Consider the following 20,436-nt stretch of genomic DNA (forward strand, 5'->3'; position numbering starts at 1 on the left):
GTCCTCTCAGGCACAAGCGGAGCGGGCAGTGAATTTGTGCCCGACGATAAGTTCGACGACCTCGTTGAGGTCGGTGTCGGCGATCCTTCGCTCGGCCAGATTGGCGCCGTCATACATCACCATGAGGCGGTCACAGACCAGAAACAGGTCCTGCAACCTGTGGGTGATCAGAATCACGCTGACGCCTTTGCGGCTGATGGTGCGAATCAGCTCCAGCACCGCCTCGACTTCGGCTACCGCAAGCGCTGCGGTGGGTTCGTCCATGATCAGAACCTTGGGGCCGAAGGCAGCCGCGCGGGCAATCGCAACGGCCTGGCGCTGGCCACCGGAAAGGTGTCGTACCTGCGCGCGGGTATCCGGAATGGTGATGCCCAATGCTTCAAGAATCTGCCGTGCTTCGCGGTGCATGCGCGTCTCATCGAGCAACGGCACGCCGAGCACGCGGCGCATCGGTTCGCGGCCCATGAAGAGGTTTCCGGCCACATCGACGGTGTCACACAGCGACAGGTCCTGATACACCATCTGGATATGGCAGCGCTGTGCATCTGCCGGACCGCTGAAACTGACTTCCTCGCCATCGATGGCGATTCGTCCGCTGGTGGGTAACTCCGCACCTGACAGAATCTTGGTCGGGGTGGATTTGCCTGCGCCGTTGTCGCCCACCAGCCCCAGCACTTCACCGGGCTGCAGCAGCAGGTCCACACCGCGCAACGACGCTATCGAGCCATAGTGTTTGGTGATCGCGCTCATCTGTACCCGAGGCACTTCGCCAGGCGTTTGCATACTGAGCCCTCTTATTTGAACTCGGCGCGATAAGCGGCCAGGTTGGCTTTGGTCACCAGCGTGACGGGAATACTCTGTTCGCGAGCCACGGTTTTTCCGGACAACAGCGCCAGTGCCGACTCCACCGCCGTCTTGCCCATGGCTTGAGTGTTCTGTTGCACCACCACGGCAACCGAGCCGTCATCGAGCCCTTGCACCGCTTGAGACGACAGGTCCCAACCGAAAATCTTCACCCGTTCGCCCGCACCCTGCGACATGCTGGCTGCTACCGAGCCAATCAAGGCGGGTTCGCCAGTGGCATAAATGATCTGTAATTCAGGGTTGGCGGTCAGCAGGTTCTCCGCGGCAGCCTGGGCGGTGTCCTGTACGTTGTTGCCGTCTACGGTGTTGACGATCTTCGCCTGGCTGGCGGTCTTTGCCAGGCCTTCGCGGAAACCGTCCAGACGCAGATTCTGTACATAAGAGCCGAGGGCTCCGACCACGCCGATACTGGCCTTGCCCGCCAGTTCGCGGTTGATGTATTCGCCGGTGTACTGGCCGATCTGTCGGGCTGCCTCGCGGTTATCCACGCCGACCTGTACGGCATTGTCGCCATTAATCACAGCGTCGATTGCCACCACCGGGATTCCCGCCTGCGCAGCTGCGGTGACCGCAGGTTTGATACCGTTGACGTCGATGGCGCAGACCAGAATGGCGTCGACCTTGTCCTGAATATAGGCCTCGATGGCGTCGTTCTGGGCTGACGGATTGTCGTTGGCGTTGAACACCACCAGCTCTGCTCCGGCAGCTTTCGCCGCAGCCTGTGCGCCCTGGGTAATCTGGGTGAAATACAGCGCCTGCTGGTTGACCTGTACCAGAGCCAGACGTTTGCCGGTCTGGGCCTGAATGATGGGTGACAACGCCAAGGCCAGAACAGCGCCGAGGGTCAGGGTGAAACGCTTGCTAAAACGCAGCATTGCCATCCTCCTAGTCTGTTTGCCGGTGCGGCAAATCAGATCGGTAAACCGGTTTACCAATCGTTTCAAAAAAAAGACAAATGAGCTTTGTCTTCAGGTTTGAGAACTGGAGAAAGCAGATTGTGTGCCATTTTTTTCACGATGTCGGCCAGTCACCGTACGTCCTTGATGCGCCAAAGTTTTCCGCAATCATCGGCTTTTCAGGATGCCGATGGCAGTGCACCGATTTAAGGCCGGGTGTTACTGGTTGCCCCGCAATCAGTCACTGCGAGTTGCTACCGTGCCCCGGCAGACCAACTCTACGGGTACGCGCACGACGTCCTGTGTACAGTCGCCGCCCGCCATGCGCTGCAGCAATTGCGCTACGCCGAGACGGCCAAGCTCCCTGGAGGACTGGCGGATGGTACACAGCGGTGGGGTCAGCAGACTGGCATACACGGCGTCGTCGAACCCCACCAGCGACATGGCGCCGGGCACGCTGATATTGCGCTCACGCAGGACATCGAGCACGCCCAGAGCGATGAAGTCACTGGCGGCGAAAATCGCCTCCGGAGGGTGGGGCAGGGTGAGCAACTGAGCGGTTGCGATACGCCCGAACTCACGGCTGTAATCTCCAAAGCACAGGCATTCCGGCACCTCTGCGATGCCCGCCAGCGTCAGCGCTTCCCGGTAGCCGGCATAGCGCTCGCGGGCACTCATCAAGGCCGACGGCCCGGACACATGAGCGATGCGTCGATGGCCATGGCGGATCAGATACTCAGTCGCCAGGCGACCACCCTGATGGTTGTCGGCGAACACTTTGGGCTGCGACGTGCCGGGAACGTCTTCGTCGAGCAGAATGATATTGCGGTAGCTCGCCAACTGACTGGCCAGCGTGCCGTCGTCCGGACGGTTGCTGACCAGTAGCAAGCCATCGACGTTACGTGAATCCAGCCAGCGCACAAAGGTGCTTTCACGTTCAAGCAGGTTGCGGGTGACACACAGCACCAGGTTATACCCGTTGGCGGACGCCTCTTCCTCGGCCGCGTCTGCCAGCTCGGCAAAAAACGGGTTGGCAATGTCCGGCAGCACCAGACCGATGGTTTCACTGCCGCCTTTGCTCAGGCGTCGGGCCAGACTGTTGCCCCGGTAGTCCAGCGCCTTGATCGCCGTGTCGATACGTTTCGCGGTTTCCGGCGGCAGGCTGATGCTCTGGTTCAGATAGCGCGACACCGCAGCCTTGGAAAGGCCTGCATGGTTGGCGACGTCCTGAAGCGTTACGGGTCTGGTCATGGCGATCGGATTTGTGGCCTGAAAAACGAAGTAGTGAATGGGCAGGCAGGTATCTTCTCACGCGTGCTTGAACAGCCCGGCGATTTTTTCCGGTAGGGGGGTCGACGAAATCAAGACCAGGCGCTGACCTGCGCGGGTCATGGCCATGTAGAGCTTTCGCGCATTCTGCTCAATCTCGTCTTCGGTGATGCTGCCGCTTTGAACGGTACGCCCCAGCAGCTTTTCCAGACCGACCAGAAACACGACGTTGGCTTCAAGCCCGGTAGCACTCTCCACAGTGGCAATGCGCAGGCTTTCATCATGGGTGGGCATTGAGTTCTTGTCGTTCATGTCCCAGATCCGGTCTGTGCCAAAACGCGCCTTCAGCGTTTTTATCAATAATGTTTTGTCAGCTCCCTTGCCGTACAAGAGCAACATTCCCGACAGCGCCAATTCGAAGCGTTGCTGATGATCCGCAATCTCATTGCTGGCCTGTGCAACCGCATCCTGGGATGAAGGTGACAAGACAAAAAGCGGAGGTGTGCCTGCGTCCATGCCTTCGAAATCGGGCTGTAGATAATCGTCCGGATCGGTCTGGGTAATGCCAGCCAGCATCTGATTGGCTGCGCTCAGAATGGCCTGAGTCGTACGATAGGACTTGCGCAGCTTTTTGGTCTTGCCTGCCACATCAAGACCGACCCGTTTCCAGCTAAGACGACTCTTCAGAAAACCCTGATTAGGGTCGGCACACAGAAACAGTGTGCCCTCGGTTTTTTCCAGTGTGAGTTTGATCAACTGAAACCACGACGGCGCGAAGAACTGAGCCTCGTCCACCAGAATGTGCTGATAAGGGGCGAGCTTGTCTGGACGATTGGCCAGGCACAAATCACGGGGCAGAGCGCTCCATAACCGCAGGCCTGACTGTTTCAGCAACGCAGCGGTTACACGCTCGTACAGCGCCCAGACCTGTTGCCGTTCCTCTTTGCGCAACGCAAAGCCCTGACCTGCGCGTTCGACCTTCAGGTAATCAGCCTCATCGGCTACCACAGAGTCATTGATGAAGTTGAACTCATCGAGCAATAACGCGTTATCCGGCTTCAGGTCGGGGTGTTCAAGGGCTCTAAAATACTGGATGAGGCCTGTGACTTCCTTGTTGTAATCAGGCATTTTCGGGTTCGTTTTGAACAGTGTGCGCCACTGCTTTGAGATCCAGCCCAGTGCGGTGATGATGGTGAGATTCGCCGGGATCTCACCATGTACGCGTTGCAGGCGATGCTTGAGATCTTTGACCACGGGCACGTTATGAATAAGCATGAGCACGTGTTGATCGGGGTATTTTCTTGCGAGGATAAAAGCTCGGTTTGCAGCGATAAGTGTTTTGCCACTGCCCGCTACGCCATTTATCAGCCGCACAGAAAAATCACCTGCCAGTTCTGTCTGCTCGTCAGGAAGCTCCAGATCAAGCTTGCTCGCCCATTCCTGCTGAGTGTCCAGAAAATAGCGTGAGGTCCGGGCGCTATTGTCGCGGACGAACTGCCGGCGCGTGGTGCGGATCCCGGCTACTTCGGCCTCGGGAAAGTAATAGCCCATAATGGCTTGTCTGTCGTTCTGGGAAAGGGCTTTGAGCAGCTTCGGCAACTGCTCTGCACCGGACTCGATGAAGGTCTTCTTCGACATCAGCCATATTCCACGGCCTTCGCAATGCCGTGTCCACAAGGCTTTGCTCTGATCCGAATCGCACCCCCACATTACGACCAGCTTACGGAGGGCAGGGATATTCGCCCGAGCCTCAAACGCTGACAGTTTTTCCAGCATCTGACTGAAAACTGTCTGCTCTGCAGTCACAAATAGCTGGCCTGGATCCAGTGTGTCGAACGGGAGCTCGCAGATCATCAATGCCAGCCATTCCAGCTCGCCGCGTTGCAGGAAGAAGTCCGGGGACCAAGTGTCTTGTGCGATACATTTGCGAACGACGTAATCACCGTCGAGTTTCTTGAGCACCCGTTTGCACTGAAGCTGCGAGCCGCTGCTGCGTTGCCATTCAGGTATGAACAGGGTCATTGCGCAAACTCGACCTTGTGGCATTGGCTGATCAGCTGTCGGTATTGTTCGGCCCACACCTGCGCAGCTTCGCTTGCGCAGACAATTCCGTGCTTCAGCTGCGGGCCGATAATGATCAGCTTGGTCATGGCGCGAGTAATAGAAACGTTCAGCCGCTGGGGCTGGAAAAAGAACTCTCCAATGGCACTGATAAATGTCTCGTCGCCGCTGGCCAGGGACAGGATGACCAGCTCGCGCTCCTGGCCCTGCATGCGCTCGACGGTGTCAGCAACTATTGTGTCCGCGGCTGGACGACCGAACTGCTTTGCGAGCGCCTGGCGAATCGTCCGCCCCTGAGCGCGGTAAGGCGTCACGATGCCGATTTCGTGCAGCGGCAGACCCAGCCTGTGCGCTTCAATGCACAGTTGAACGACGCACTGTGCGTCTGCCGGGTTGCGGTTTCGAGCCTTTGAGTCCTGCGTTGCGATAAAAACAGCGCAGGCTTGCGGATCAAGCGCTTCGCTGACCGCCCCATCAGGACTGGCCCGCAATCGACGGTCTGTATTTCGACCTGCGGCCCGTAATTGCCCGTCGTAGTACATCTGGCTGGGCCATTCGGTCAGCCAGCGATTCATCCGGTAAGTTTCTTCCAGCATCACCGTATGATCAGTGTCTTGAGCTGTCAGACGTGCGAACACCGACATGGATTCCTTGGACAGAATCGAGCGTGAAAGCAGTACAGGAGGCAGCTGTTTCTGGTCGCCGATAAAAATGAATCGTTTGCCCTTGCGCATTGCCATCAGGGCGAGAGGCACGGTGATCTGACTGGCCTCATCGAAGATGACCGTATCGAAACTGTACCTGGACAACGAGCTGCATGTGGCGAAAGGCGTGGCACCTATCACATAACCCTGACCCGATTCAGGAAAGCCCTCCCAGTTGGCGGGGTCGGTTTTCAGGTCTACATGCTCGTCGAGGTCTTCACGGCGGCCGCCCACCTTGAGCGTCGGCACATTGCGCGCAGCTATCTTGCTCAAGGCATTGTTGATCGCCATATGAGTATGCGAAGTGACGAACACCCGTTCGCCCCTGGCAACCAGCAACTGAGCGATCAATGCCAGCGCTCGGGTCTTGCCGGTACCCGGTGGCCCTTGAATACAGGCAATCTGCTCCGCGCCCAAGGCAAGGCCAACGGCTTCAGCCTGTTTATCGTTGCAGCCTTCCTGGCGTGCGATCTGTTCGCCGTACTCGACGTCCGGGTCGTTGAAACCGATATCGGGCGCATCGCCGAGCAAAGGCAATATTGTATTGTGTCCCTGTGCGTCGATCTCGATGTCTTGCAAGGCCTGAATGTATTTCGGAGTCAGGTCCATACCATCAGGGTCTGCGTAACAGACACCTTCCTGATAGCTCTCCCAGATGAGCATCGCCCTGTCCGAGCTGAGCAGCCAGCGGTCGTCCTCTTCCTTCTCAAACTTCATGCCCTGACACAACAGCGGACCCTGAGCATTACCCAGATGCACGCGCAGCAAGTCCCCAGCACGAAAGCGTGACTCGTTTTCGCCCAGGTAGGCCCATATTTGCCCGGGTTTTTCGCTGCGCTCCAGCCGGGCGAAGCCCTGTGTCCAGCCTTGCAGCAGTTTCTCTGGCAGCGGGCGCTCCCATACCTCGTTCAGTTTCTGCAGGTTGGCAGCCTGCTCTGCATAAACGAACTCATACAGTTTTTGAATCAGCGGATGCTGTCCAGGCATGGCGGTGAAAATCCTTATCGACCGGGGCGTGGGCAGGCAGTGTTACATAATATGTGTGGCGGATGGGAGTCAGGCGCTGCACATCCCTTGCCGGTATCGAACCGCCTGGCAGAGGCGCCGGCGAAGCGCGGCCTGTCTTCACGATGATGCGGGCGAACCTGACCTTGATATGTTCCCAAGCCAGGGCGCTCCTCCAATCTCATCGGTGCAATATCGCCTGATGAATTTCCTGCAGCGGCATGATCCTCTGCGCAGCATTCAGTTTGATGGCTTCCTTGGGCATGCCGAATACGACGCAACTGGCTTCATCCTGAGCCACTGTCGAGCTTCCGGCATCAAGCATCTCCTTTAAACCGCGTGCGCCGTCGTCGCCCATGCCGGTCATGATGATGCCGGTGGCGTTCTTGCCGGCGAATTTGGCCACCGAACGAAACAGCACGTCCACCGAAGGACGATGGCGGTTGACCAGCGGGCCGTCGATGACCTGGACGTGGTAGTAGGCGCCGCTGCGCGTGACCATCATGTGTTTGCCGCCGGGGGCGATCAACGCGAGGCCGGGCAGGATGCGGTCGTTGTTTCTGGCCTCGCGCACCTCGATCTGACTCAGACTGTTCAGGCGTTCGGCGAACGATGCGGTGAATTTTTCCGGCATGTGCTGGACGATGACCATGCCGGGACAGACGCGGGGCAGGGCCGTCAGCACCGCTTCCAGTGCCTGGGTGCCACCGGTCGAGGTGCCGATGGCCACAATGCGTTCAGTGGTATGCGCCATGGCATGGCCGTTGGCAGCAGGCAAAATGGCGTCTGCGGTGAGTTTGCTTGCCGGGGCCAGAACGGGCGGAGCCGTGCGCTTGCCAAGGTTTTTAACGTTGGAGTTCGCCGCTGCGCGGACTGCCGCGACCAGCTCGGCGGCTGAATCAATGAGGAAGTTCTTCAGGCCGGTGGTAGGTTTGGTGATGATTTCCACCGCCCCGGCAGACAGCGCCTGCAACGAAGTTTCTGCGCCTTTCTGGGTCAGCGACGAGCAGATCACCACTGGCGTCGGCCGTTCGCTCATGATCTTCTTGAGAAAGGTGATGCCGTCCATGCGGGGCATTTCCACGTCCAGCACGATGACGTCCGGCCATTCCTGAGCCAGCTTGGCCATGGCGAATATCGGGTCCGACGCCGCGCCCATGACATGAATATCGGGGGTGTCGTTGAGAATGGCCACGAGTACCTGGCGAACGACGGCCGAATCATCGACCAGCAATACGCTGATTTTTTTGTTTGGCATCTTTTTCGATTGCTTCCATTGGTTGGTGCCTGACCCATACGTTTCCGTTCCACAGGTCGAAGATGATGTTGCGATGACCGGTGCTGCCCAGGTCCTGAGCCATCAGCTTCAGGCGATGCCGGTCGGCCAGCTTCAGCGCCGCATTGATGTTGCGATCTGCGACGTTGTGCATCTGCTGGTCGTGGCGCTGCGCCGGAAACATCTCGCCGCCGCCAAACAGCTTGACCTGATATTCCTCCGGAAGCGTCCCGCTGGCCAGCGCATGGCTAATCAGCATCTCCATCGCTTCATCAGCGTATTTGCCGTCCAGTGGCTGACCCTTGCGAATACGTCCTGGCAGCATGAAGTGGCACATACCACCGATACGCCGCCACGGGTGCCAGAACGTGATTGCTACGCACGAGCCCAACAATGTGCGCAAGCGCGCAGGCCGGGTCTCGAAGACCACTTCGCCGGGAGCCAGGACTATTTCGGCCACGCCGACGGGCTTGATCATGGCTTGCGGTATATCGAAGGGGAGACAAGTTTCAGCGTGTCGTTTATGCCGTTGAGGCTTTCCGAATGACTGATGATGAAATACCCCCCGGACTTGAGGCGCGGTAATAAACGCGCCACGACTTTGCTCTTGGTTTCCTGATCGAAATAGATCATCACGTTGCGCAGAAAGATCACGTCGAACTCACCCAGATCGGGCAGGGTCTCGTTGAGGTTGACCTGCACGAAGCTGACCCGGCTGCGCAGCGATTTGTCGATCAGAAACGTGCCTTCCTGACGGCCAACGCCCTTCAGGCAATATTTGAACAACAACGGTTGGGGCAGGGTTTCGGTGCGTTCCATGGGGTAATGCCCACTGCGCGCCTTGCTTAGCACGCGGGTGCTGATGTCCGAGCCGATCACTTCCCAGGGCGTGGTGCCCAGTTGTTCCGCCAGCGTCATTGCCAGGCTGTAAGGCTCTTCGCCAGATGAACTGGCGGCGCTCCAGACCCTGAATACCTTGCCCGGCGCTACCTTGGGCAGCACCTGCTGGCGCAGAAAATCAAAATGCTTGGGTTCGCGAAAGAAGTACGTTTCGTTGGTGGTCAGCAGGTCCAGCGCCACTTGCAGCTCGCCGTTGCGCTGATCGTTCATGATCAGCTTGAAATACTCGCCATAGTTGTCCAGCTCGTAATGCTTGAGACGCTTGAACAGACGGCCGGCGACCAGCGCTTTCTTGGCCAGCGTCAGTTTGATGCCCGCAGCGCTGTACAGCCAGTTCTGGAACTGGCCGAATTCGCGATCGGTGAGCGACGCTGTATCAGGCATGTGCAGGCCTCACGTCGCGTCGGCGTCGGAAGGCAGCGACTGACTTGCTTCGGCGAGGCTGGACATTTCATCGATAGACAACACCCGATCGACCTCAAGGACAATGACGAACTTGCCGTCGACCTTGGCCATGCCGCTGATAAAGTCGGCACGAATGCGCGCACCGAAGTTCGGTGGCGGTTCGATCTGCGAGGCCGGTATTTCCAGCACCGCCGAGACGTTATCGACCAGCAGGCCGATGTCCTGCGGTTGGCCGTCCTCGCTGCTGGCCTCGATGATGATGACGCACGAGCGCCGGGTGATGTCCGAGTTCTGTCGCCCGAAGCGCGCCGACAGATCAACCACGGGCACTACAGCACCGCGCAGGTTGATCACCCCGCGCACGAAGGCGGGCATCATCGGCACCACCGTCAGGCTGCCGTATTCGATGATTTCCTTGATGCCCAGAATGCCGATGGCGAACATCTCGCCACCGAGCATGAAAGTCAGGTACTGCGCCTCTTCCTCGACCGCCGTGGCAGTCTGTCGAGTCGTGACCAATGAGCCCATGTCGTTCTCCCTGTGAATCGCTATCGAGGCCGGCAATCAGCAGCCAGTCATCAGAAACGAGTGAATTCCGATTCGTCCGGGGCGCCCGCCATGCTTTGCGCAAACGCCTTGCGCGGAGCCTGTTGCGGTGGGCGCGGGGGCTGGCGGTTCGGGCTGCTGCGGCCGTCGACAGGGCTGCCTTGTGCGACGGCCCTTGGCGATGCATCGAGGGTGAAGAAGCTCATGGCCTGTTGCAGCTGTTCGGCCTGACTGCTCATCTCTTCAGCGGTGGCGGCCAGTTCTTCGCTGCTTGAAGCGTTCTGCTGGGTGACCTGATTGAGCTGGGTCATGGCGGTGTTGATTTGCGCCACACCGGCAGCCTGTTCCTCTGACGCCGCGCTGATTTCCTGCACAAGGTCTGACGTCTTGTTGATCGACGGCACCATTTCGTCCAGCAGCTTGCCAGCCTTTTCGGCCATTTCCACACTGCTTGACGACAGCTCGCCAATCTCCTGAGCCGCGACCTGGCTGCGTTCAGCCAGCTTGCGCACCTCGGCGGCCACTACCGCGAAGCCCTTGCCATGTTCGCCCGCACGGGCTGCTTCGATGGCCGCGTTGAGGGCAAGCAGATTGGTCTGGTAAGCGATGTCGTCGATGATGCTGATGCGTTGGGCGATTTTCTTCATCGCCACGACGGTCTGCTGCACCGATTCGCCGCCGTCAGTCGCTTCCTTGGCAGCCTTGCTGGCCATGCCATCGGTGACTTTGGCGTTCTCGGTGTTCTGGTTGATGCTGGCGCTCATCTGCTCGACCGACGCGCTGGTCTCTTCGACGCTGGCCGCCTGTTCGCTGGTGGCCTGGCTCATTGATTGCGCAGTGGCGCTGACTTCTTCCGAAGCGCTGGCCAGGTTGTCGGCGGCGTTACGCACTTCGCCGATAATGTGTGACAGCTTGCCGACCATGTTGCGCATGGCGTTCAGCACCATACCGGTTTCGTCCTTGGAACCGTGCCCGATGTGGGCGTTCAGGTTGCCCTCGGCCAGTTGCTCGGCGGCAGTCGCTGCCTCTTTCAATGGGCGAGAAATAATCCGTGCAATGAACAGCGCCAGACCCAGACCGACCAGCAAGGCTGCAACCAGCACGGCAATGATCGAGATACGCGCGCTTTCGTACAGGCTCGTGCCTTTGTCGCCAGCGGCAGTCGCCCCGGCGTCATTGAGCTCGACCATCTTTTGCAACTGGTTGGTGACTTCGTCGAAGTGCAGTTTGGACTCGCCGCGCAGCAAGGCACGCGCTTCGGCCTCCTGGCCCTGCCGGGAGAGAGCGAACAGATTGTCGCTGACTTTCAGATAGGCGGACCAAGAGGTACTCACGGCACTGAACATCTGCCGGTCCTGATCGCTGACGATCAGCTTGTCGTAAGTGGCCAGCCGCGTTTCAAACTGTTTGCGCGCTTCTGCTGCTTCAAGCTCCATCTGCGCCTTTTCCTGGGCAGAGTCGGCGGCAATGTGGCGGTTTTCCTTCAGCCGGAAGTTGGCTGCGTAAAAGCGCATGCCCGACGCCGCGCGAATGGACGGCATCCAGTTTTCCTTGATGTCCTGGGCGGCCTGGTTGACCTGGCCCAGCTGGATAATGGCAAAGACTCCCATGGCCGCGGTCAACGCCAGAACCACCAGGAACGAGGTAATCAGCTTGGTGGAAATCTTCAGATCGTAAAACCATTTCATTGAAGTAACTCCTTGGGAATTGCGAATCCGTCAGCGAGAGGTGGGCAATAGGGCTTGAGGTACCTGGGTCGAGCGGGCTTCCATTTGGACGATCTGGTTGAGCAAGGCCGGTATGTCGAGAATCAACGCCACCGCACCGCTGCCCAGAATCGTCGAGCCGCTGATGCCGCGCAGTGCGCCGAACAGCTTGCCCAGCGGTTTGATAACGGTCTGGAACTCGCCGAGCAGGTCATCTACCACCAACCCGGCCTTGTGTTCGGCGTAGCGCACCACCACCACGTTCTGGCGCCGTGCAGCCGGGCCTTCATGATTGAAGTGATCACGCAGGTAGACCAGCGGCAACACTTCGCCACGCAGGTCGAGGTAACCGCTGTCGCGGGTCAGGTGACGATTCTGTTCGTCCAGCTCGATGCATTCCTGAACCATGTCCAGCGGGATGACGTAAGTCGACTGATCGATACCGACCAGAAAACCGTTGATGATCGCCAGCGTCAGCGGCAGGCGGATACGCACGATGGTGCCCTGACCGGGCTGGCTGTCCAGGTCCACAGTGCCGCGCAGCAAGGTGATATTGCGTTTCACCACATCCATGCCGACACCACGCCCTGACAGGTTGGTGACGGCCTCGGCGGTAGAAAAGCCGGGCTCGAAGATCAGGTTGTAGATCTCCTGATCGGTGAGGCTTGCGCCAGCTGCCACCAGCCCGCGCTGCTGGGCCTTGTCGAGGATCCGCTCGCGGTTCAGGCCCGCACCGTCGTCGGCAATTTCAATGACGATGCTGCCGGAGTCGTGGTACGCATTAAGGCTCAAATGACCTTTTGCCGGTTTGCCTGCCGCGCGACGCGCTTCGGCGCTTTCGATGCCGTGGTCCATGGAATTGCGCAGCAGGTGCATGAGCGGGTCGCCGATCTTCTCGACAACGGTTTTGTCCAGTTCGGTTTCCGCACCGTTTATAATCAGGTCGATGTCCTTGCCCAGTTCCTGACTGACATCACGTACTACGCGGCGAAAACGATTGAAGGTATCGCCGATGGGGATCATGCGCAGGTGCAGCGCGCCATCCAGAATTTGCTCGACCAGCCCCGACACGGTCGAGCTGGCTTCCTGAAGCGGGTCGTTGTCGCACGAACGGGCCAGCAGGCTGGCCCCGGCGCTAGCGATGACCAGTTCGCCGACCAGATTGATCAGCTCATCAAGCTTGTCGGCATTGACGCGCACATAACGACCGTCCTTGTTTTTCTGCTCGCTGGCCGAAGAAGGGCGCTCTACAGCTGTTGCCGCAGCAGGCGCACGCGGCACGGCACGCTGGTCACCCAGCAGTTCGCCGCTGGCAACCGCTGGGCTGTGTTCGGTTTGCGAGACCAGTTCGGTGCCGGTAGGCTCGACGTGGTCTGGCGTCTCGTTCACCGGGGTGATTTCAACAGCGCAGTCTTCCCGCACGAAGTCGAACACTTCGTTTATCGCGGCATGCCCGGCAGCCGAGCGAAAATCTATCTCGAAGCCCAGGTGGCAGGATTCCGGGTCCCACGCTTCCAACGCCGGGATGCTGTCGGTGACGGTGGTGACCTGAACCATTTGCCCCAGGGTATTGAGGTAACGCAGGAACGATAGCGGGTCCATGCCGTTGCGAAACACATCCACGCCAAAGCGCAGCGAGATATGCCATAGCACTTCGGCAGGCTGTTCATCGATCACACTCGGCGCTCGCGCCTCGTCAGCAGGTTGGGCATTGCCTGGTGCCTGATAGACCTGTAACGCCTGACGCAGCGCCGCTTCGCGTTCCAGAGCGGGCGGCTGCAATGGCTGGCCACGGCTGGCTACTACATCGATCAATTCAAGCATGTGATCGCCGGACTTGAGCAACACCGCGATCAGCCCGGCGTCCACCGACACGCTGCCTTCACGCAGGCGGTCGAGCACGTCTTCAACGATGTGGGTAAAGCTGACGATAGGCGTCAGCCCGAATAGCCCGGCAGACCCCTTGATGGTGTGCGCTGCGCGGAACACTGCGCCAATCGCGTCCTGATCGCCGGGTTCGCTTTCGAGTTGCAGGAGGGATTCCTCCATGGCCTGCAAAAGCTCACACGCTTCAACAATGAACGTCTGCTGTGCCTGATCGAGATTAATACTCACGATGACTTCCTTGATCGATCACTCGGCAATAATGCAAATGGACGCGCTACAGCACGACACCGGGATTACATAACTCGAAGGTTTCGGTGACTGCCTTGCTTTGCCCGGTCATGCGCAGCGAGGTCCCGGTCTTGCCGGCTTCGCGCTGGATGACTGCCAGCAATTGCAGGCCGGCACCGTCCATCTCGGTAACTTGCGACAAGTCGACTTCCACTCGCGCCGCACCAGTGATCTTTGGCAGCAAACGGGCGGCGAGTTCGGTCACGGTGTAGATCGTCAGCTCGCCGTCGATCTGCACGCGGGTGGCGTCAGCCTGATTGTCGTCTGGGGTTGGCATGCTGGCCTCCATGGCCCTTGATCTCAGGGCAGGATCAGCTTGGAAACCGCTGCGAGCATTTGCGCTGGCTGGAACGGTTTGACGACCCACGCCTTGGCACCTGCCGCCTGACCTTCAGCCTTTTTCGATTCCTGGGACTCGGTGGTCAGCATGATGATCGGCGTGAACTTGTAACTGGCCAGCTTCTTCACTTCCTTGACGAACGTGATGCCATCCATGTTTGGCATGTTCACGTCGCTGATGATCAGGTGCACTTTCTGCCCGGTCAGCTTGCCCAGTGCATCTTTGCCATCGCAGGCCTCGATAACGTCGTATCCGGCACTTTTCAGCGCGATGCCGACAACCTGCCGGACACTGCTTGAATCGTCGACCACCAATACACTCTTAGCCATGATCTACTCCTAGAAAAACGTGATTTCCTGCGAATTCTGCTGTGCTGCCGATTCGCCGCGGTGAGTGCGGCGTTGCTCGTCGGTCGCGTAGGTGGACTCCATGCGCGCCAGCCATTGCCGGGCGTCGATGACGACGGCCTCATCGGGAGACTGGCTGGCTTGCAACAGATGCGCGTGCAAAGAGTCGATGTTGTCGCGTACGTGAGCGAGAATCTGGCTGACCCGGTCCTGAAACTGCAGGTTCACAAGGACTTCGGTCATTTCGTCGCGAATACCGTAGCTTTCCTGCTTGAGCAGGTCGGCGGATTCGGCCAGGCGACCGGTAATGCTCTGGAAACGCTCCAGGACGTTCTGGATGCTTTGCTCGGAAGCTGCCACCGAATGGCTGTCCTGATCAGCACCGCTGGAGGCGGCCTGCACCAGTTGCGTGATGGCATTGTTGATGATGTCGACCTTGGCCGACATCTGCTGACCGGTTTCGCTGGACTTGCTCGACAGGCTGCGCACCGCGTCGGCGACCACGGCAAAACCACGGCCGGCTTCACCTGCGCGCGCCGCTTCAATCGCGGCGTTAAGGGCCAGCAGGTTGGTCTGTGCAGCAATCGCTGCGACGTCCGCGGCCATGGTGCGCAACTCGCCTGTGTAGGCGGTCAGGCTGCGAACCTGAGAGAGCGTCTGGTCGCGGCTGGCTTGGGTGGCTTTAAGGGAGTCAATCACCTGGCTCAGCTCGCTGTCACTCTGGGACAGGACTTTCAGAGCGCCATCGGCATTCTGACCGTCCAGCTCACCGGCAGCGTGTTGCGAGGCCTGCACGGTTTCCTGCAGGCGTTCGGAAATTCCCATGAAGCGGCTGCTCAGCTCGACAATGGCGGTTTCGGTTTGCTGGCGCGAGCTTTCGACCTGCTTGGCCCAGATCGGCATGGCACCGAGAAAGACTTCGTTGAGCTGGGCATGGGAGGCCATGGCGCTGGTTTGAGCGTTATGTGCCTGGTGATGGTCCAGAGCTTGAGCAACAGCCCGATGCACGTCGTTCTGTTGGGTGCGGGCAGCCAGTGCACAGGCACCCAGACCGATAGCGAGCAGTGCTGCGCAAGCGACCAGATTGGTCGTACTCGTCCCGGATTGCGTGAGGATCCAGGCAGCGGCAGGTATGACGGGAATCAGAGAAAACCAGATGAAACGTGGACGGTTTTGCGCAGGATTACTGCTGGAATGATTCGACATCATGGGTTCGATCCCTGAACAGTGCAGCGTTGTACACGACTCAATGGTTATCTGCGCGGTGCAGACGAACTTGATACCTGTACGAGCGCCTTCCGTCCGATCGCATCGCGCAGAGCCCGGTCAGATTAAAAATAGCGGGTATTCAGGGCACTGCAAGTCAGCGTAGAGCGAGATGCACTCAAGAGCGTCCAGAGCGGCATGACGATAGTGTTCTCCCCGCACGCCTCTCGTTCCTCACGCTCCAGCGTGGGAATGAATTTCATGACGCTCTGCGTCGCAAGTTCTGCGCTGCACAGGTCACTTCAAGAGAGGACGCAGAGCGTCCAGAAGGGCATGCCCACGCGAAGCATGGGCACGATGGTGTGTTCCCGCACGCCTCTCGGCTGGCGGGCCTTAGTGCAGCTTCATCCGTGGCTCGGTGCCTTTGCCGATCTTGCTGCCCAGCATCAGCATCAGGGTGCGGAAGGTGCCGTACAGCGCCATCTGGTGCATGCGATACAGCGACACATAGAACATCCGCGCCAGCCAGCCTTCAAGCATTACGCTGCCCATCAGGTTACCCATCAGATTGCCGACTGCCGAGAAGCTCGACAGCGAGATCAGCGATCCGTAGTCCTTGTAGGTGTACTCCGGCAAGGTCTTGCCTTCGATCCGCAGGCGCAGCGATTTTGCCAGCAACGACGCCTGCTGATGAGCAGCCTGAGCGCGTGGCGGGACGTTGCGGTCGGTGCCTTTTTGCGGGCAGGCGGCGCAGTCACCGAAGGCGAAAATATTCTCGTCACGGGTGGTTTGCAGCGTCGGCAGCACTTGCAACTGATTGATCCGGTTGCTCTCCAGCCCATCCAGCTCATGCAGAAACGCCGGGGCACGAATACCTGCCGCCCAGACTTTCAAACTGGCCGGAATGACCTGCCCGCTGGCCGTGATCAAGCCGTCGGCGGTCACTTCGCTCACCGCGGCATTGGTCAGCACCGTCACGCCAAGTTTTTCCAGTGTCTTGTGCACCGGCGCGCCGATACGCTCTGGTAATGCAGGCAGCACCCGAGGCCCGGCTTCGATCACGGTAATGCGCAGGTTTTCCGGCTTGATCTGGCCCAGCCCGTAAGCCGCCAACTCGTGCGCCGCGTTGTGCAGTTCTGCCGCCAGTTCAACACCCGTCGCACCTGCGCCAACGATGGCCACGGTGATTTCCTGAGCACTGTCAGCCTGACCTGCGTGAGCACGCAGATAGTGGTTGAGCAGTTGCTGATGGAAACGCTCGGCCTGTTTGCGGCTGTCGAGAAACAGGCAATGTTCCGCCGCGCCCGTGGTGCCGAAGTCGTTGGTGGTGCTGCCCACGGCGATGACCAGCGAGTCGTAACCCAGGCTGCGTGCCGGAACCAGTTCGGCACCGTTTTCATCCAGCGTCTCGGCCAGGTGAATCTGGCGACTGGCGCGATCCAGCCCGGTCATACGCCCGAGCTGGAACTGAAAGTGGTTCCACTTGGCCTGAGCCACGTAGTTCAGCTCGTCTTCATACGAGTTGAGAGAACCCGCCGCGACCTCGTGCAACAGCGGTTTCCAGATATGCGTCAGGTTGGCGTCGACCAGCGTGACACTGGCCGTGCCTTTCTTGCCCAGGGTTTTACCCAGGCTGGTCGCCAGCTCCAGACCGCCTGCGCCGCCGCCAACGATAACAATACGATGCGTCATAAGGATTACTCGGAAGGTTTAAGGAATTCGCGGGGAGCCTGATCTTCGCGAGCGCAAGGCAGCTCATAGCGTCAGAAGGCTCGATAAATGGGTTCATCACGGCAACACCGGGATCAGGAGCGACCTGCGCTCGACTGGATGCCGGTTTGCCTGAAGGTACTCTTCGACACACCTTTGCGGTTCCGGGTTCAGGTGGCTGCTCAATTTATGCGTTGTCTCAAGCGTGCTGACGGGCAGGGGGCCAGGGATCAGTGATTTCCAGCGGCTCGACCTGCAACACATCGTCCAGGCGGATGATGCCGCTTTGTAACACTCGCGCAGTGATTCCGCCATGCCCACGCACCGCCTGAAAGGTTCCGCGACCAAGGCGCTGTTCCAGCCGCGCACAAGGCTGGCACCAGCCAGTGGTTTCAAAAATCGCCTGGCCGATGCGAAAGCGTCGGTTTTTCAGGCTGAACAGATTGATGCCGCTGATCACCAGATTGCGCCGCAAGTCCTGCGGCACGATGGGGTTATCCGCAGAGCGGTTCAGCAATGAGCCGACCACCGCCAGATGCTCCCACTGGATCAACGTCACCTGCCGTGCATTGCGCGGGCCAGGTCGCGAATGATCGCCGGTCAGCCCCGCTTCGCGCCGCGCTTCCACCGCGTCCAGTTCGATCATCTCGACCCGCGACTCCGGACGCACACCAATCCAGCGCACACGGCCTTGTTGAGGCACATCGGCCAGCAGTTCCTGCAAGGGGCTCATAAACTGATTCCAACATCGAAAACGACACTGCGCCCCAGGTTGGTACGCAGAAAATCCGGAGCGCCCGGATGCGCGAACAATACCCGAGCAAAGGTCGGCCCCACCAGCGACAACGAACGCCAGCCCTGACGCAGGTACTCGGTCGGTGGCGGAAAGTGACTGTTGAGGTCCAGCACCTCGCGCTTGAGGCTGGCGAAGGCGATGATATCCAGCCCGCCCAGGTCAATGCCGCGTTCGCGATAATTGGTGGATTTCTTGCGCAGGGTAGGGGCGAGTCGGTGCAGCAGTTCAGAGGCAGGAATCCGTTTAGGCTTGGCTTCCCGACGTACCAGTTGGCTCAACGAAAAAGCGCTACGTCGTCGCGCCAGCTCCTCGCGCCACTCATCATTGAGACGACGGCCCTCATCGAGCACAAAAAACACCTCGAAACGCCCGTCACGAAACAGCACATCCGGCGGCTCCTCAGTGGCCGGCGTGAAGTCCTCATTGCGATGCGCAATGTTCAGCCCCTGCAACAGGCGCTGACAAACCCAACGCTCACGCTCCCACTTCCGCGCATTGGAAAGAAAGGCGTTGGCTTGTTCGGCCTGGATCGTCAACAGGCGCAGGTAGTCTGAGTCATCCATAGGGCACTAGCTTACCGCCCAAATGTGAAGGTGATAAACAAAGACTGAGGTGTTTTCGGGAGTTTTTCGCTCGGACCTCGAGCGTCAGCGAAAAAACCTTTCAGCCGACTAAAGCTTTCTTCGTTTGCGCCGAACTCATGACAAGCCAATTTAATGGCACTCAGGAGTTCTTTTCGCATGGAACCTAGATGAATCCTTTTTCCCCGCTCGTTCTGGTGATCCTGACCTGCGCCTGTGCGTGCGGCGAACTGTGTTCGCTCGAGAGCAAGCTAAGCAGCATGCTGATTTACTGAGTGTTTATCAGGCAGCATCACTTAACGATGCGCAATTGTCTGCCGCGCGTCATGCCTACAACGCGCAACGCGAAGCAGTGCCTCAGGCTCGGGCAGGCCTGCTGCCGAATCTCACCGCCGGGGCAACGTCTGAAGTCACCCGTCTGGAGCGGGACGAGCCTTCCTTAAGCCGTGAGCGAAGCGGCACAACGTTTCGTGCGAATCTCAGTCAGCCGTTGTTCCGCATAGATCGCTGGTTTCAATTGAAGGCTGCGCAATCGAGCGTGGATCAGGCGGAGCTTGAACTCTCCGCCAAAGAGCAGAACCTGCTGCTGACCGCTGCTCAAGCCTACTTTGAAACGCTGCGCCAATTGGACGCGTTCGCAGCCGCCCAGGCAGAAGAGGCTGCGCTGTTACGCCAGCGCGATCAGGCTCAGGGCCGACTGGACGACGGTGCTTCAAGCATCACGGACGTGTATGACGCCCAAGCGGCTTATGACAATGCTCGCGCCAACCGCCAATTGGTTCAGCGAAAAGTGGATGATGCCTATGAAGCGCTGGAGCGCCTGACCAAGCACAGCTACACGTCAATTGCAGGCATGAGGCACCAGATGCCGGTTGAGGCTCCCGTACCCAATGACCCCCGAGCCTGGGTCGACGTTGCCGTGCGACAGAATCTTGAGCTGCAAGCCAGCGAGCGTGCAGTCAGTGCTGCCGAGCAAACGCTTAATCAGCGTAAGGCCGGGCATGCCCCCACGGTTGACGCTGTTGCTTCTTATCGCAAAGGTGATAACGACAGCTTTGGCTACAGCAACCCGACTGACTTCGGTGCTAACGGCTATCGCGACAATGTTGCCCAAAGTAGCATCGGCATTGAACTCAATATCCCTCTTTACTCGGGCGGAATGACCAACTCCCAGATCAAGGAGTCCACCGAGCGTCTTTATCAGAGCCAGGACGAACAGGAAGACCGCCGCCGCGAAGTGGTGCTGAATACGCGTAATGCGTTTCGCGGCATCAATACGGGCATAGAGCAGATTGCAGCCCGACGCCAAAGCATCGTTTCCGGTCAGAAATCCGTGGAAGCCAATCAGGTCGGCGTTGATGTGGGATCGCGCAACATCGCTGACGTGCTCAATGCCCAGCGTCAGTTGTATGCCGCAGTTCGTGATTACAACAATGCCCGGTATGACTACATTCTCGACAACCTCAAGCTTAAACAGGCAGCGGGTACGCTGAGCCCTGATGATCTTAGGGCGCTGGCGATCTATCTAAAGCAGGACTACGACCCGGCCAAGGACTTTTTACCGCCGGGTCTTTAGATGCATTTTTTGAGTGCGTAGCTGAATAGTTGCAATCCGGGTACATTAAATTCTAAAAGTGTGACGCGCGTCA

General features: G+C 58.9%; 17 protein-coding genes and 1 pseudogene. 1 reads left to right on the forward strand and 17 read right to left on the reverse strand.

The window, feature by feature from the left end; all coding sequences use genetic code 11:
* Positions 1-6: 6 nt before the first annotated feature.
* From AC4ANE_RS04040 to AC4ANE_RS04120, 17 genes are all read right to left on the reverse strand, one after another.
* Entirely contained in the window at positions 7-783 is a 777-nt protein-coding gene (locus tag AC4ANE_RS04040) for an ATP-binding cassette domain-containing protein (RefSeq protein ID WP_460408714.1), read from the reverse strand.
* A gap of 11 nt (positions 784-794) precedes the next feature.
* The gene (locus tag AC4ANE_RS04045; protein ID WP_002553195.1) at positions 795-1,739 is read right to left on the reverse strand and encodes a substrate-binding domain-containing protein; all 945 of its coding nucleotides are present in this window, start codon (positions 1,737-1,739) and stop codon (positions 795-797) included.
* Positions 1,740-1,997: 258 nt separating this feature from the next.
* Positions 1,998-3,011: a LacI family DNA-binding transcriptional regulator gene (locus AC4ANE_RS04050; RefSeq protein WP_002553196.1), complete on the reverse strand. Its 1,014-nt coding sequence runs from the start codon at positions 3,009-3,011 to the stop codon at positions 1,998-2,000.
* A 57-nt stretch (positions 3,012-3,068) separates the two neighbouring features.
* Positions 3,069-5,051 (reverse strand): 3'-5' exonuclease, encoded by a 1,983-nt coding sequence (locus tag AC4ANE_RS04055; RefSeq protein WP_002553197.1) that lies wholly within the window; start codon positions 5,049-5,051, stop codon positions 3,069-3,071.
* Positions 5,048-6,781: a DEAD/DEAH box helicase gene (locus AC4ANE_RS04060; protein WP_002553198.1), complete on the reverse strand. Its 1,734-nt coding sequence runs from the start codon at positions 6,779-6,781 to the stop codon at positions 5,048-5,050. Before AC4ANE_RS04060 ends, AC4ANE_RS04055 begins: the two co-directional genes overlap by 4 nt.
* Before the next feature lie 199 nt (positions 6,782-6,980).
* On the reverse strand, positions 6,981-8,057 hold the full coding sequence (locus tag AC4ANE_RS04065; protein ID WP_005732319.1) for a protein-glutamate methylesterase/protein-glutamine glutaminase: 1,077 nt from the start codon (positions 8,055-8,057) through the stop codon (positions 6,981-6,983).
* Complete coding sequence (gene cheD, locus AC4ANE_RS04070) at positions 8,020-8,553, reverse strand: chemoreceptor glutamine deamidase CheD (RefSeq protein ID WP_002553200.1); 534 nt, start codon at positions 8,551-8,553, stop codon at positions 8,020-8,022. The genes AC4ANE_RS04065 and cheD overlap by 38 nt, the downstream gene beginning before the upstream one ends.
* A complete protein-coding gene (locus AC4ANE_RS04075; protein WP_031596285.1) occupies positions 8,550-9,359 on the reverse strand; it encodes a CheR family methyltransferase in 810 nt (269 codons plus the stop codon). Before AC4ANE_RS04075 ends, cheD begins: the two co-directional genes overlap by 4 nt.
* Positions 9,360-9,368: 9 nt before the next feature.
* Complete coding sequence (locus tag AC4ANE_RS04080; protein WP_002553202.1) at positions 9,369-9,908, reverse strand: chemotaxis protein CheW; 540 nt, start codon at positions 9,906-9,908, stop codon at positions 9,369-9,371.
* Between the two features lie 50 nt (positions 9,909-9,958).
* A complete protein-coding gene (locus tag AC4ANE_RS04085) occupies positions 9,959-11,614 on the reverse strand; it encodes a methyl-accepting chemotaxis protein (RefSeq protein WP_002553203.1) in 1,656 nt (551 codons plus the stop codon).
* 30 nt (positions 11,615-11,644) lie between these two features.
* Positions 11,645-13,747, reverse strand: a complete 2,103-nt coding sequence (locus tag AC4ANE_RS04090; RefSeq protein WP_002553204.1) for a chemotaxis protein CheA — start codon at positions 13,745-13,747, stop codon at positions 11,645-11,647.
* A gap of 46 nt (positions 13,748-13,793) precedes the next feature.
* Positions 13,794-14,084, reverse strand: coding sequence for an STAS domain-containing protein (locus AC4ANE_RS04095; protein WP_002553205.1), 291 nt, complete (start codon positions 14,082-14,084; stop codon positions 13,794-13,796).
* Positions 14,085-14,107: 23 nt separating this feature from the next.
* Entirely contained in the window at positions 14,108-14,476 is a 369-nt protein-coding gene (locus AC4ANE_RS04100) for a response regulator (RefSeq protein WP_002553206.1), read from the reverse strand.
* 9 nt (positions 14,477-14,485) lie between these two features.
* Entirely contained in the window at positions 14,486-15,703 is a 1,218-nt protein-coding gene (locus AC4ANE_RS04105; protein WP_002553207.1) for a methyl-accepting chemotaxis protein, read from the reverse strand.
* A gap of 390 nt (positions 15,704-16,093) precedes the next feature.
* A complete protein-coding gene (locus AC4ANE_RS04110; RefSeq protein ID WP_031596292.1) occupies positions 16,094-17,392 on the reverse strand; it encodes an NAD(P)/FAD-dependent oxidoreductase in 1,299 nt (432 codons plus the stop codon).
* A gap of 217 nt (positions 17,393-17,609) precedes the next feature.
* Entirely contained in the window at positions 17,610-18,143 is a 534-nt protein-coding gene (locus AC4ANE_RS04115; protein ID WP_002553209.1) for an MOSC domain-containing protein, read from the reverse strand.
* Complete coding sequence (locus AC4ANE_RS04120; protein ID WP_002553210.1) at positions 18,140-18,769, reverse strand: DUF1780 domain-containing protein; 630 nt, start codon at positions 18,767-18,769, stop codon at positions 18,140-18,142. Before AC4ANE_RS04120 ends, AC4ANE_RS04115 begins: the two co-directional genes overlap by 4 nt.
* A 188-nt stretch (positions 18,770-18,957) precedes the next feature.
* Here AC4ANE_RS04120 and AC4ANE_RS04125 point away from each other — a divergent pair.
* A pseudogene (locus tag AC4ANE_RS04125) lies at positions 18,958-20,363 on the forward strand (TolC family outer membrane protein).
* Positions 20,364-20,436 lie beyond the last annotated feature (73 nt).

Source organism: Pseudomonas sp. Pme6b (assembly GCF_058129925.1).

Excerpts from the sequence above, each read along its gene's own strand:
- AC4ANE_RS04040 (WP_460408714.1), bottom strand. The coding sequence starts at position 783 with ATGCAAACGCCTGGCGAAGTGCCTCGGGTACAGATGAGCGCGATCACC.
- AC4ANE_RS04045 (WP_002553195.1), bottom strand. The coding sequence starts at position 1,739 with ATGCTGCGTTTTAGCAAGCGTTTCACCCTGACCCTCGGCGCTGTTCTG.
- AC4ANE_RS04050 (WP_002553196.1), bottom strand. The coding sequence starts at position 3,011 with ATGACCAGACCCGTAACGCTTCAGGACGTCGCCAACCATGCAGGCCTT.
- AC4ANE_RS04055 (WP_002553197.1), bottom strand. The coding sequence starts at position 5,051 with ATGACCCTGTTCATACCTGAATGGCAACGCAGCAGCGGCTCGCAGCTT.
- AC4ANE_RS04060 (WP_002553198.1), bottom strand. The coding sequence starts at position 6,781 with ATGCCTGGACAGCATCCGCTGATTCAAAAACTGTATGAGTTCGTTTAT.
- AC4ANE_RS04065 (WP_005732319.1), bottom strand. The coding sequence starts at position 8,057 with ATGCCAAACAAAAAAATCAGCGTATTGCTGGTCGATGATTCGGCCGTC.
- cheD (WP_002553200.1), bottom strand. The coding sequence starts at position 8,553 with ATGATCAAGCCCGTCGGCGTGGCCGAAATAGTCCTGGCTCCCGGCGAA.
- AC4ANE_RS04075 (WP_031596285.1), bottom strand. The coding sequence starts at position 9,359 with ATGCCTGATACAGCGTCGCTCACCGATCGCGAATTCGGCCAGTTCCAG.
- AC4ANE_RS04080 (WP_002553202.1), bottom strand. The coding sequence starts at position 9,908 with ATGGGCTCATTGGTCACGACTCGACAGACTGCCACGGCGGTCGAGGAA.
- AC4ANE_RS04085 (WP_002553203.1), bottom strand. The coding sequence starts at position 11,614 with ATGAAATGGTTTTACGATCTGAAGATTTCCACCAAGCTGATTACCTCG.
- AC4ANE_RS04095 (WP_002553205.1), bottom strand. The coding sequence starts at position 14,084 with ATGCCAACCCCAGACGACAATCAGGCTGACGCCACCCGCGTGCAGATC.
- AC4ANE_RS04100 (WP_002553206.1), bottom strand. The coding sequence starts at position 14,476 with ATGGCTAAGAGTGTATTGGTGGTCGACGATTCAAGCAGTGTCCGGCAG.
- AC4ANE_RS04105 (WP_002553207.1), bottom strand. The coding sequence starts at position 15,703 with ATGATGTCGAATCATTCCAGCAGTAATCCTGCGCAAAACCGTCCACGT.
- AC4ANE_RS04110 (WP_031596292.1), bottom strand. The coding sequence starts at position 17,392 with ATGACGCATCGTATTGTTATCGTTGGCGGCGGCGCAGGCGGTCTGGAG.
- AC4ANE_RS04115 (WP_002553209.1), bottom strand. The coding sequence starts at position 18,143 with ATGAGCCCCTTGCAGGAACTGCTGGCCGATGTGCCTCAACAAGGCCGT.
- AC4ANE_RS04120 (WP_002553210.1), bottom strand. The coding sequence starts at position 18,769 with ATGGATGACTCAGACTACCTGCGCCTGTTGACGATCCAGGCCGAACAA.